The following is a 13,428-nucleotide window of genomic DNA, read 5'->3' on the forward strand; positions in this document are numbered from 1 at the left end:
TCAAGGCTCGCGCCGTCCGGCCTGCTCGCGAACCGCGGCGACGAATGCGTCCGTAGTCCACTGCGCCGCCAGCGCGCGGCGGAACAAACCCTGCTGGCTCTCTGGTGCAAGGCCGCCTTGCGGCGGATCGCGGTCGAGATTAGTCGGGAACGGATAGCCTTCGGCGCACGATGCAATCACCGCGCCGGCGTCTTGCCCGGTGATGTCCAAAGCACGCATTCGATCCAGCAGAACCGGATACAACGTCTCGCACATCGCGGTGCGGTCGAGGGACTCCATCGCGCGGCCGTACGCCGACGAAATCTGCAGCAGGTTTGCCATGCGATTCACATCGGCGGTCCGGTTCGACCCCGCTGCGTGAAAAAGCGCGGGATTGAAGAACAGCGCATCGCCCTTTTCGAGCGGCAACTGCACGTAATGCGACTCGAAGTAATCCCGAAAGTCCTGACGACGCCACGCGAGATAACCCTCCGCATAACGCTGCGAAAAGGGCAGCAACTTGGTCGGACCGCTTTCGACCGGCATGTCGCTGTGCGCCACCGCGCCTTGCAGCGTGAGAAACGGGGACATCGCGTGAACGTGCGCGGGATAGCGCTCCGCCTCGGCCACTGTCTGAAATCCGAGGTGGTAATCGCGATGCGCCTGTTGCGCCTGGCCGCCGGGCCGCACCACATTGACCTGCGACGTGACCTGAAAATGCGGACCGAGCCACGCCTCCGCAATCGCGCCAAGCACCGCACTCGAAAAATACCGCGCGAACACGGAAGGCGCCCGCAGACACAGCTTTTCCTGCGCATTCCAGATGCGGTCGTTCGCGCCCGCCTTCGCGAAATGATCCGCTGCCGCACTGCCCGCCTCGCGCTCCTCGCGGATGATCGACTCGAAGACCTGCGTGGCTTCGTCGATCGGCGCGGTGTCGGAGTACACGTGTTTCAGCACGAGCACGCCCGCGCCGGTATTCAATACGCTCGCCCACTCGGCGAGCAAACCGGCGCGCTGCGATGCGTCCGCGAGAATCGCGGTGAGTTCGCGGCAGTCGTAGAGCGGAACGTGATCGACCGTCGCGGAGGCATGGCGCGGCCGCACATCGTCGCGACGAGGACGAAGCGCGTCAGCGAACGCCTCGATCGTGCAGTCCTCTTCGCGATACCCGTGGCGCGGCCGCGCGTCCTGAGGGGATTCGATTGCGCTCATGGTGTCTCCTTCTGTTGTTGCCACAACAATAGCCCGCAAGGGCGCGCCTGCGTTACCATGAAAACCTCAAAAACACATCAATCGGAGACGCGGCGGCGGTGGCTCATCGATTTCTCATGAAGGAAATCGCCCTTCAGGCCGGGCTCGGACTCGCTACGGTCGATCGGGCGTTGAACGGACGGCAACACGTTCGCGAGCACACGCGCCAGCGCGTTCAGCACGCGATAGAGGAACTGGAGAAGCAGCAATTTCAGTTGGCGACCAACGGGCGCAAGCTCGTGATCGATGTTGTCGTCGAAGCGCCGCGCCGATTTTCGGACGAGGTGCGCGAAGCGTTGGAGGCGGAACTGTCGGGCCTGCAACCGGCGGTGTTCCGGCCGCGCTTCCTGATGCAGGACACGATGACGACGGCCGATGTCGTGGACGCGCTCAGGGCGATCGGCCGGCGCGGCAGTCACGGCGTGTTGCTCAAGGCGCGCAATGTGCCCGAGGTCGCTGGCGTGGTTGCCGAACTGCAGCAGCGAGGCACGCCCGTCATCACTATCTTTACGGACATTCCGCAGTGTCCGCGTGTCGCGTATGCGGGGCTGGATAATCGTATGGCCGGCGCGACCGCTGCGTATCTCATCGGCCAATGGCTCGCGCGTCGCGAAGGCGACGTCCTCATCACGATGAGCAACGAGCGATTCAGGGGCGAGGAAGAGCGCGAGATCAGCTTTCGCGAGGCGTTGCAGCGGCAATATCCGAAGCTCGCCCTCGTCGATGCCAGCGGCGGTCACGGTCTCGACGCCCAGACGGAGGAGCGGGTCAGGCGAGCCGTCGGATCAGACCGGAAAATCGTGGCGGTGTATTCGATGGGCGGCGGCAACGCGGCAATCCTGCGGGCGCTCAAGTCGATGGGGCAGACGCCGAAGTGCTTTATCGGCCATGATCTGGACCGCGACAACGTCGCGTTGCTGCGCGAGGGGAAACTCAGCGCCGTCCTGCACCATGACTTGCGGCAGGACATGCGCGCCGCGTGCCATCACATCATGCATTTTCATAAGTTGCTGCCCGCGTCAGCGGTCGGCCCGTCTTCGTCGGTCGTCGTGGTGACACCCGCGAATATTCCGCAATCCGTCGAGCAGCGATTCGGCAAGCGGACCTGACGGCCGAGCCTTTAGCTTAAGATTTCCCGGACGCGTTGGACCGGAGATACGTTACATAGCCGTTCTGGGTCTTGAGAATTTTTTCGGCGCACTCGTCGAAGTCCGACCCTTTCGCGTCTTCAGCGCCGTACATGCCACGGCATTGCGCGAAGAGCGTGATCGTCGCGCCTTCGCCTTTCGCAACGCGCGTCGCGGAATACGCGGCGCTGCCCGAACCGGATGGCACGTCGGTGTCGATTGCGACCGCGTCCGCGCGCGTCACGTGCGTCTCGGAATGCTGCTCGATATAACGTTTCGTCAGCGCCCAGGCGGTATCGCAATTCGTCGCGTCGCATTCGACCGCAGCATTGCGTTGCGCTGTGACCAGACTGTTTTGATTATGGATGAATTGCTGTGCTCGCTCCGCCTCGGTTCCGGTGGACGAGCAGCCGGCGAGGACGAGCGCAGTCAGCGCAAAGGCAGCGATTTTTTTCACGAATAGACCTTCCGTTAGGCATGTTCGTGCGGATTATAGCTGCGCGCTCCAAACGCTCACGGAATTGCGCTTCACTCCGGCGTCGCACTGCACGGAACCACGGCGGCTTTCGCCCGCGTCTCTTGCGTGCCGATGCTCGCGAGCGCCGCCAGGCCGAGTAGCGCAAGCCCGCTGCCCAGCAGGAAATCGGCGGGAATGCCGAGATGATCCACCACGGTTCCACCGACAAACGATCCCGCTGCAATGGCGACCTGAATGATGCTGACGAACAACGCCGATCCTGCTTCCGGCTGCTCGGGCGTCGCGCGCTGAATCCATACGCTGAAGCAAAGCGGCAGCGCGCCGAACGCGATGCCCCACGCGAGCACGACCGCGCCCACCGCGAATCCGGAATGGCGCAGGATCGGCAAGAGCAATAACGAGAACATCATGAGCGACACCATCGCCGCGACCGACAATTTCAGATTGCGGACCACCGTGGTCGATGCCACGAAGTTCGAGAAGAAACCGATGATGCCGAAGCCGAGCAGCAGCGAGGTGATGGTCGACATGTCGAGGTGCGCGTCGCCGAGCAGGAACGGCGTGACATAGGTATAGGACGAGAAGTGAGCGCCGAATACGAGCGCGACCATCAGCAGACTCCGGCGCGGATGCGCGTGCCGCAGCAGCGCGGTCAGGTCGGCAAGGCGCAACGCTGCGGCGGAAGGAAGCGACGGAACCAGGAATAGCTGCGCCACGAGCGCGATCGCCACGAGGCCGCCGGTCGCCATGAACGAGACGCGCCATGACGCAAGACTGGCGATGAACGTCCCCAACGGCACGCCGATCACGGTGGCGCAAGTCACGCCGGTCAGGATCACGGCCATCGCTCTCGCGGCGTCCCGAGGTTCGACGAGCCGCCGCGCGGCGGATGTCGCCAGTGTCCAGAATCCGCCCAGCGCGGCGCCCAGCAACGCACGTCCGATCAGCATGACGCCGAAATTCGGTGCGAAAGCGGACAACAGATTGGACGCCAGAAGGACCGTCGTCAAAAGCAGAAAAACATAACGCCGATCCATCCGCCCGGCCCCGAGCATCAAGGCCGGCGCCGAAATCGCCGCGATAATGCCGGGCGTCGTGACCATCAGCCCGGCCGTGCCCGACGAAATATCCAGTTCGCGCGCGACATGCGGCAGCAATCCGACGGGCAGGAATTCGGTCGTGACGAATGCGAATGCGCCGACCGTCACCGCGGCCACGGCGAGCCATTGACGCAGTGACGAAGCGTTGTCGGTAGCGCTTGCGGGCAGCCCGTTATCTTCCGTGAGCATGTGAATTTGCGAGGATCTGAAGGATTAAATATCGTGGCAGCGGAAAGCGGTGCGTGCGTCGATGCACCGTGACTCCGATTCTTGCCGCAACATAACATCGCTTACGATCTGCTGCAGAACTCACCGGCCCGGTGAATCGCGCGCCCGGAGAATCGAGCAATCCCGCAACGCGCATTGAATGAACGCAATGGCGCTAAAGTTGCGCTTCGATCGCGGCCTTATCGATAATCGACCATACGTTCTGAATCTTTTCGCCCTGAAATTCGTAGAAGACATTCTCCGAGAAGGTCACCCGCTTGCCATGAACCGGCAGTCCGAGAAATATCCCTTTGGGCGCGCAGTCAAAGACTAAGCGGCTTGCAACGCCGGACGAATCGGAAATCAGCAGACGAATGTTGAAATGAAGATCTGGAATCTGATCGAAATCCTTCACCAGCATGTCGCGATACCCCGATAAACCAATCAGCTTGCCGTTGTACGTCACGTCGTCGCCGACGAACTGCGCGAGGTTTTCCCAGTCCTGCTTATTCAGGCAAGCAATGTAGCCTTGATACACGCTCGAAAGATCGATTTTATTCACGGCACTATCCTTGTTAAGCAGGTCTTTCAGCTGTCGAAAATTAAAAGACACTCAGGCGATCAATGAACCGCGTGGCCGACGATTCGTGCCCATGCCAGCCGAACGCGCCGCGCGCGGTCTTCAAGCAGATACGAACCCGCCAGCGTCAGCATTCCCGAAATGCAACCGGTCACGAAGGCTTCCGCAAACGGAATGCCGTAGTGATTCACGTGCGAGTAGGCATCCCCGACGCAAGTCAATGCACCGACCATCAGCGCGTTGCCGTACCGGTTCGTATAGAGCCTTGCCGCAGGCGTGAAAGTTAGAAGCAGCGCCAGAATTCCGGTGAACAGGCCCGTTTGCAAGGCCGTCATCCAGTGGGCCCAACTCATGATATTGCCCCAGCTACCCGGCATGCACGTCATGCAGGCGCTCGTCGGCTGCCAGAAGCGCTGAACGAATATTCTGACGCGACGCTTCCAGTCGATTGACATCGTGTGCTCCCCATTCGCCGACGCCGCGGCCACGAAATTCCCGGTGCGGGCGTCTTTCGCATAGTAACGCGCGGCCCGTCCTACATCGGCTATCGAAAAACCATGGCCACGCGATGGCGCGGCGGTATTTCACAAATCTCTCGAACCATTCGTCTTGAGGATTAGACGAGCGTTTGCAGTTTGTAGTTAAGCAAACCGCTAAACCAGTTTGAATCGGCACACGGTTTCGCGGGAACACTGACCTTCAGGAGCGGCGATCATGCTTTCGCTGTCCAGCGCAGTACGGTATCGAATCCAACGTGGCGCTCGGCAATTTCGCGGCGCGCTGCTGACAGCGGGTCTGCTTGCCGTCGCGCTCGTCTCGCCGTGTCAGGCGGCATCGGATGCATCGCCAGCTTCCGAAACCGCACGAATACTTGCCCAGGCGCGCCGCGACTTCCCCGGCGCCGCGCGCGCGCCGAGGCCAAATTCGGACGCCGCGCCCCACGACCCGTTCGAAAAAAATGCCCCGCTCGATGAAGCGGGCGGCGGCGTCACAGCGGGCGGCGTCACCTTGTATCCGCGAACCGAAGCGTGCTTTCCCACCGAGACGCGGAATATCTTCAGCGAGGTCGACAAGGTCATGGTCGGCGACGACAAGACGCCGCGCCCGATCGACTTTTTCGACGGCAAAGCCGTGCCGAACGATGCACGCGATGCCATTCGCGGACAGAACACGTGGATGCTGTGGGGTGAAGGTAACGAAGCATTCTGGGGCTGGGTGCAGGAACACGGCTACGGCATCACCGACTTCCTGATCCTGCTGGATTCACGCAAGCGCGACAGCCGCTTTTCCGACGCGGGTCTGATCAACCAGCCGGGCATGTCGGCACGCAAGACACCGCTCGCCGGACTCGGCCTCTACCTCGATCAGGGCAAAGACGCGCTCGACGCCCCGAAGACCGATATCGACGCGCGCACGGGCAAGCCCGCCGAGCAGGTCAAGCCGCCGCAGGATCATCAGGGCAGCAGCTTCCAGACGTTCTTCGAAATCGGCGACGTGAAGTTCTACAACGACGCCATCCAGCAACTCGGAAACGACGGCGTCGACCCGCAGGTGTACGGCTATCCCACGGGCGTGGTCGGATTGCGGCTCTATCCGAACCCGGACTTCTTCGGCAAATCGACCGCTGCCGAGAACGCGCGCCGCTACTGGCAGGAGCGCGTCGTCAAGGACGGCGGCCGCGCCTACTACAGCAAGACGGACGACACCGTTCACGCGGACCCGATGCTCGTCCGGCCATTCCGAGTCGCCATGACGTGCGCGTTCTGCCATGTCGCGCCGCATCCGCTAGCGCCGCCCGACGATCCGAACCATCCGCAATGGGGCAACTTGTCGAGCACGATCGGCAATCAATACTGGCGACCCGAGAAAGCGTTCTCGAATCTGAAGCAACCGCACAGTTTCCTCTGGCAGTTTCTCGCGAGCCAGCAGCCCGGCACGATCGACACGTCGCTCGTGAGCACCGACCACATCAACAACCCGAACACCATCAACGCCATCTTCGAGATCAACGCCCGCCTCGCGCGCGCGGCGGTCAATCCGCCCGAGCAGCAGAGCGCCGAGAATCTGCGCATACGCGGTATCGAGGACGGCCCCCTGTTCAGCCTGAATCCGCGCCACACGCCGCGTGTGCTGCTCGACGGCGCGGATAGCATCGGCGTGGAAGGTGCATTGGCGCGGGTTTATCTCAACATCGGCGCGTATTCGGAGCAATGGCGAAAGGTCCAGAACACGATCGTCGGCTACGCGGCACCGCGTCCGTTCGAGCTCGCGACGATCCAGGAAAAATCGGTTTACTGGCGCACGTCACAGCGTTTTCGCATTCCCGAGCTGGAGCGCTTCTTTACCTACGTGACCCAATCCGGCGCGACCGTCACGCAGCCGATGAAACTCGACGCCACGCCCGAAGGCCATCAGATCGTCGAGCAGAGCAAAGCCGACGCGGCACTCGGCAGCAAGGTCTTCGTGAACAACTGTGTCGTCTGTCATTCGAGCAGGCAGCCGGCGAACCAGCGTCTGAATTTCTCGCGCGACTGGCGCGCGGCCAGCGCAAGCAGCGTGCTGACATTGCCGATGGATTTCGCCGACTGGAACGACTTCAAGCTGAGCCGCCCGTATCTCGACTACGTGGAGCGCTTCAAGCACTTCATGGATCAGGAACCCGATCGCGGACGCGATATCTTTACGGCCCACAACTACCTGTCCACCGACGTTCGCGTACCCATCACGCTGGCCGGCACCAACTCGCAACGCGCGGTCGCGACCAACGCGATGCGCGGACAGGTCTGGGACAACTTCTCGTCGGAAGACTACAAATCGCTGCCTGCGGTCGGCGCGGTCCACTTCTTCAATCCGTTCAAATCGACCGGCGGCGTCGACGAATGGGGCAACAACGACAGCTATGCGCCACCGGGCGGCGGCCCCGGCTACTATCGGCCGGCATCGCTCGTGAGCCTTTGGGCGACAGCCCCGCTGCTGCACAACAATTCGCTTGGACATTACAACGGCGACCCTTCGGTCAAGGGCCGCCTCGCCGCCTTCGACGACGCCATCGACAAGCTGCTCAACAACAAAACACGCGCGGGCGGCAGCGGCCTTCCGGGCGATTTCCGCGCGAATTTCTCGCGGGTTTCCGGCCTCGCCGTTAAACCGGGCTTCGACGACACCGGCTTTATCTATCGCACGACCGAGCGCTCCTTCATCGATTTTCGTGCGCCGTTCATTCGTCCGCTGCTGGCCGGCGTGCTCGGTCCCAGGACGATCTCGTTCCTTACCGGCTATCTCTGGCTGATCCTGGCCGCGATCGCATTGGTCTTCGTGTTCGTCGGACAGGCGCGGCTCGCGGGAAGCCTGCTCGCGCTCTTCGCCGCCGTGCTGGCGACACTGTTGCGCGCCTCGGCAATCGATACGCTCTATCCGTGGCTCTGGGCCATCCCCGTCATCGCGCTCGCCGGCGCGTGTCTCTTCTTCATGCGTCCGCGCGCTCGCCGCGCCGCGCAAGTGCTGTTTTTCGTGAGCGCCCTCGCGTTCTTCGGCGTCGGGCGGTTTGTCGGTGCGTTCGTCGATGGCCGTGTCTCGGACATCAGCATCGGCCCTATTCCACAGGGAACGCCGGTGAACCTCATCATGAATCTCGATCCCGACGCGCCGCCGCTCGATCTGTTCCGCGCCGTATCGGGACTCGCGCGCGGCGTGCTACGGGTCCGGCAGTACGAGGCGCAGCTGGCGAAAGAACATCGCACCGACGACAGCTTCGGCGCGCTCGCCGCGTTTCAGGCGGAAGCCGGTCCGGCGCTGCTCAAGGCCAGCAAGTGTCCGGACTTCGTGATGGATCGCGGGCACTGGTTCGGCGAAACCCTCTCGGCCGACGAGAAGAAACAATTGAAGGCTTTCCTCGAGACGCTCTGATGCGTCGCGTTCGCTGACCGGGCCTCTGCCATGACCGACAATGCCGCGATGTCCCCCCGCGACGAACTGCTGAAACTCGCGCAAGACGCGGGCGCGACGCCGTTCGATTACGTGATCGTCGGATCGGGCGCGGGCGGCGGACCGCTCGCGGCGCGTCTCGCGCTGGGCGGGCGCAAGGTCTTGCTGATCGAAGCGGGTGTGGACCCGGCGACCGGGCAGCCCGCGACGGAGCCGATCGCCAGCGGCACGACGAAACCCGCGCGGCAGGTCTACGACGTGCCCGCATTTCACGCGGCCGCGACCGAGGACCCGGAGATGAGCTGGACGTTCTCGGTGCGCCATTACGCCGATGACGTGAAACAGCAACAGGACACCAAGTACAACGCGTCAAAGGATGCGTCGGCGGGCGGCAGCGGCAGCAGCGAACGCGGCGGCATTCAGTACCCTCGCGCGGCGGCGATCGGCGGCTGCACCGCGCATTACGCGATGATCATCATTCGGCCCAACGACGCCGACTGGGACCGGCTCGCCGCCTACACCAACGACGACTCGTGGCGCTCCGAGAACATGCAGGGCTACTTCGCGAAGATCGAAAACTGCCTGTATTACGCGGTTTATCGCGGATTCGGCGGAAATTTTCTGCGCTGGATTCGCGCGGTTGCTGTGCGGCTCGATCCGCGCGGACAACTCAATCCCGGCGGCCACGGCTTCAAGGGCTGGCAGCCGACCAGCTTCATCAATCCGATCGTCGTCGCCGGTATCGTGCGTGGCGACCGGACCTTCCTGCGCGTGCTGCTCGACGTGGTCTTCTCGGCGCTCGCGAAACGCAGCGAACGCTCGACCATCGGCCGCGCGATCCTTCGGCTGCAAGTCCTCAAGTTCCTCGACCCGAACGTGCGCTCGCCGCTCATCCCGGACCGCGATCACCTGTCGCTCATTTCTATCGGCACGGACGGCAAGCGCCGCTTCGGCCTGCGCGATCATCTGCTGGATGTCGCGGCGCGCTATCCCGACCGCCTCGTCATACTGAATCCCGCCCACGCAATGCGCGTGCTGTTCGCGCCCGGACACGACGCGCCGCGAGCGGTCGGCGTCGAACTGATGCTGGGCGAGCATCTCTACGACGCCAGCCCGATGGTGACGAAGCCGACCGACGCCGCCGCGCGCACGAAGGTGTTCGCGAAGCGCGAGGTGATCGTCTGCGGCGGCGCGTTCAATACGCCGCAACTGCTGATGCTGAGCGGGATCGGCGACAACGTGGACTTGCGCGACAAGGGCGTCCGGGGTCTGCTCGATGCCGACGGAAACCCGGTTGCGCCCATCGTGCATCTGCCGGGCGTCGGGCGCAATTTGCAGGATCGCTATGAAGTCAGCGTGATTACCGAAGCAAAGCGCGATTTTTCGACGCTCCAGCGCGCCACCTTCACGCCCGACGATCCCAACGATCCAGTGCTCAAAAAATGGGTGGCCGACGGGAGCGGTCTGTACGCAATCAACGGCGGCGCTGTCGCGATGATGCTGTCATCGACGATCAACACCGAAGATCCGCCGGCACCCGACCTCTTTATCTTCGGGGTGTCGGCGGCGTTCCGGGGCTACTACTGGAACTGGTCGAAGGAACTGTTGAGCCGCGTGAAAGGCGCGCCGCCCGACTCGCGCAATCTATGGAGCTGGGTCGTTCTGAAAGCGTATACAAGCAACGATCGCGGCACCGTCCGCTTGCGTTCGGCCGACGCGCTAAAAGCGCCGCAGATCGACTTCCATTCGTTCGACGACCTCCCCGACGACGACGGCCGCTGCGAGCGCGACGTAACGGCGCTGTGCGACGCGGTGAAGGCCGTGCGCCAGATCAACGACACCGTCACGGTCTTCCCCAAGGCGGAAGTGCAGCCGGGCATGGCGCGCGCGAACGATTCGCCCGAGTTGCGTCAATGGATCAAGAACGAAGCGTGGGGACACCACGCGTGCGGCACTTGCCGGATCGGCCGCGACCGCTGGCGCGCGGATACCCGCGACCTGAACGATCGGGACGCCGTGCTCGACAGCAGCTTCCGCGTGCATGGCGTGCGCAATCTGCGCGTGGTCGATACCTCGGCCTTTCCGCATATTCCCGGCTACTTCATCGTCACGCCGACATTCATGATCAGCGAAAAAGCGGCCGACGTGCTGCTCGCCGATTCCCCCGACTATCCGCGTCTCCTCGAAGAACGGGAAGCCGCCGCGATCCGCACTCGGCGCGAGGCGGCCGGCGTTGCAACCCTGGGACGCGTCGCCGATCACGCGAAACTGCCGGAAGACGCCGTCGGCCTCGCGCTTTCGGGCGGCGGCATCCGCAGTGCGACGTTCTCGCTCGGCGTGCTTCAGGCGCTTGCAAAATGCGGGCGGCTGCGCGATATCGACTACGTGTCGTCGGTTTCTGGCGGCGGCTACGCAGCGTCCTTCCTCGGCCGTCTGTTCACGCAGCAGCCCGATTTCTCGAACGACGAGACCGCGCGCGTCGAGTCGATCCTGTCTGACCCCGCATCGCCGGAAATAGGCTGGCTGCGGCGTCACGCGCAGTACATCGACGGCGGCGGCCGTCGCGATACTTTGTTCGATATCGCCGTCGTGCTGCGCAACCTCGCGTCCGTTCATTTGTGGATCGGTACGCTGATGTTCGCCGTGTTCGGCCTGATCGACTGGCTCGCGCTGTGCTGCCCGCGCATCGCGCAATGGCCGGTGCCGCGCGAATTCGAATGGCCGACGATTGCCGGCGTCACGCTGTCGGTCTGGTGGTGGCTTCCTGTCGCGGTCTTCGTGCTCGGCGTATTGCCATCGGCCATCGGCTATTGGCTGACCTTCTTGGGCAACCCGCGCGGCAACGTGCGCGCGTGGTTGCCGTTTTTATTGTGGCTGGTGCTGCTCGGCTGCGCGATTTGCGCGCTCTCGGTGCCGGGCATCGAGGACTGGGGCGCGGCGGCGGTCGGCGTGCTGCTGCTCTCGTGGGCCGCACAAGCCGTCGCGGGCTGGCGGGTGCCGCCGGAATCCTCGCAGACGCAATGGGGCAAGCCGTCGTCTACGGATCCCACGAACCCCGCGGCCAGCAACACGATCGTGCGCAACCGGCTGACGCGATTGCTCGGCGTCGCGCTGTTCGGCCTGCTCGCCGCCGTTTTGTGGGTCGTGCTGGACACCGCCGCGCGGCTGATCTACGAACATACGCTGCCGAAGATCGGCTGGTCGGCGATGGCCGCCGTTCCCTTGCTGCCCCTGTTGCGCGGATTCGCAGTGAATCTGCTGAAGGGCGCGCCAAAGCCCGGCACCGCGCCCGCGACCGGACTCTGGCTGCAGATCCTGCTTGGCGCGCTCGCGTTCGTTCTCGTGTTCGCGCTGCTGCTTTATCTCGACATGCTCGTCTATTTCGCGTTCGGCCATGGACGTCAGGTGGGTCAATGGTGCGTGGTGTCGGCGCTGTTGGCATCGGTCGTGGTGGGGCGCACGCTCCTGTTCTTGAATCTGTCGTCGCTGCAGCAGGCTTACTCGCAGAAGCTCGCGCGGACGTTTCTCGGGGCATCGAACAATGCGCGCGTTCATCCGACCGGCACCGATACGCCCGTGCCCGTCAACGTGAGCGATCTCCACGACGACATCGACTTCGACGAGTACCACCCCGAACACTCGGGCGGTCCGCTGCATCTGATGGGCGCGTGCGTGAACAACACCGTCGATCCCCTGTCCGGCAATCAACTGCACGACGACAAAGGCATGCCGGTGTGCGCGGGACCGGCCGGGATCAGTGTCGGAAGGCGCTTTCACGCGCTCTGGGACCCGCGCACGCAGGACACGCCGACCCGGCTCGCGCCGGTCAGCGCAGTGCGCGTCGAGCCGGATCCTCACGAGTTCCACGTCCTCGCGCGCGCCGACGACGGACCGGTGCAGGTGGAACGCCTGCGGCTCGGCCAATGGATGGCGATCTCCGGCGCGGCCTATACGACCGGCGCAGGACGCAGCACGCGGCTCGCGCAGTCGCTGCTGCTCGGCCTGCTGAACGTGCGGATCGGTTACTGGTGGAACAGCGGCATTCCGGGCGGCCGCCGTCCGGGCCGCTATCCGCCCGGACCGTGGCGCTGGTTCAAGTCGCTGCCGTCCACGCTCTTCACGCTTCAGGCGACCTTGCTCAACGAATGGCGCGCCTATTTTCCGGGGCCCGCGGAACGCCTTTGGTATCTGAGCGACGGCGGCCACTTCGACAACACCGGCCTCTACGAACTGATTCGCCGCCGCTTGCCGGTCATCATCGCGGTGGATGCGACCTCGGACCCGGCCTATCTGTTCGACGATCTCGCGTTGCTCACGCGTCAGGTCCGGCTCGATTTCTGCGCGACGATCGACTGGCTCGATCCGACCCATGCACGCGCGCGCGCCGGCAACCCGGCCACCGGCTGGAGGGCTTTTACTGCGACGGGAGCGGGCGCGGCGCAGACGCCGCCCGCGTGGCTGATCGACCATGTCCATGCGGACCGGATCGGCGCGTTCGAAAATTTCAAGCGCAGCGGCCCGTCGAGCGCGGCGCTGGCGCGCATCACCTATGCGGACGATCCCGAGAAAACAAGCTGGCTGCTGTTGGTCAAGCCGTGCCTGATCGACGAATTGCCCACGGATCTGCGGACTTACGCGGCCTTGCATGAAGCGTATCCGAACCAGACCACGCTCGACCAGTTCTTCGACGACAACCAGTGGGAAGCCTACCGCATGCTCGGACAGTGCGCGGCGGGAAAGCTCTTTCACTGAGCCGGGCGGCGCGCCGCGCCGCCGCTC

General features: G+C 63.8%; 8 protein-coding genes. 3 read left to right on the forward strand and 5 right to left on the reverse strand.

The genetic code is table 11. The features are described 5' to 3' along the window. Positions 1-1,194: a phytanoyl-CoA dioxygenase family protein gene (locus AC3D25_RS24230; protein ID WP_488891005.1), complete on the reverse strand. Its 1,194-nt coding sequence runs from the start codon at positions 1,192-1,194 to the stop codon at positions 1-3. A gap of 116 nt (positions 1,195-1,310) precedes the next feature. Between AC3D25_RS24230 and AC3D25_RS24235 the strand changes: the two genes are divergently transcribed. Next, positions 1,311-2,342 (forward strand): LacI family DNA-binding transcriptional regulator, encoded by a 1,032-nt coding sequence (locus AC3D25_RS24235; protein ID WP_488891006.1) that lies wholly within the window; start codon positions 1,311-1,313, stop codon positions 2,340-2,342. A 16-nt stretch (positions 2,343-2,358) separates the two neighbouring features. On the opposite strand, the gene AC3D25_RS24240 is transcribed toward AC3D25_RS24235, so the two are convergent. From AC3D25_RS24240 to AC3D25_RS24255, 4 genes are all read right to left on the reverse strand, one after another. Next, positions 2,359-2,817 (reverse strand): hypothetical protein, encoded by a 459-nt coding sequence (locus AC3D25_RS24240; RefSeq protein ID WP_488891007.1) that lies wholly within the window; start codon positions 2,815-2,817, stop codon positions 2,359-2,361. 71 nt (positions 2,818-2,888) lie between these two features. Further along, positions 2,889-4,127, reverse strand: a complete 1,239-nt coding sequence (locus AC3D25_RS24245) for an MFS transporter (protein WP_488891008.1) — start codon at positions 4,125-4,127, stop codon at positions 2,889-2,891. Between the two features lie 193 nt (positions 4,128-4,320). Beyond that, positions 4,321-4,707, reverse strand: coding sequence for an ester cyclase (locus tag AC3D25_RS24250; protein ID WP_488891009.1), 387 nt, complete (start codon positions 4,705-4,707; stop codon positions 4,321-4,323). A gap of 59 nt (positions 4,708-4,766) precedes the next feature. Continuing rightward, entirely contained in the window at positions 4,767-5,180 is a 414-nt protein-coding gene (locus AC3D25_RS24255) for a hypothetical protein (protein WP_488891010.1), read from the reverse strand. A 259-nt stretch (positions 5,181-5,439) separates the two neighbouring features. Between AC3D25_RS24255 and AC3D25_RS24260 the strand changes: the two genes are divergently transcribed. Both AC3D25_RS24260 and AC3D25_RS24265 read left to right on the forward strand, forming a co-directional pair. Continuing rightward, the gene (locus tag AC3D25_RS24260) at positions 5,440-8,631 is read left to right on the forward strand and encodes a hypothetical protein (RefSeq protein WP_488891011.1); all 3,192 of its coding nucleotides are present in this window, start codon (positions 5,440-5,442) and stop codon (positions 8,629-8,631) included. A 30-nt stretch (positions 8,632-8,661) separates the two neighbouring features. Beyond that, positions 8,662-13,401: a GMC family oxidoreductase gene (locus AC3D25_RS24265; RefSeq protein ID WP_488891012.1), complete on the forward strand. Its 4,740-nt coding sequence runs from the start codon at positions 8,662-8,664 to the stop codon at positions 13,399-13,401. Positions 13,402-13,428 lie beyond the last annotated feature (27 nt).

It is taken from the genome of Caballeronia sp. SL1002, from assembly GCF_057814995.1.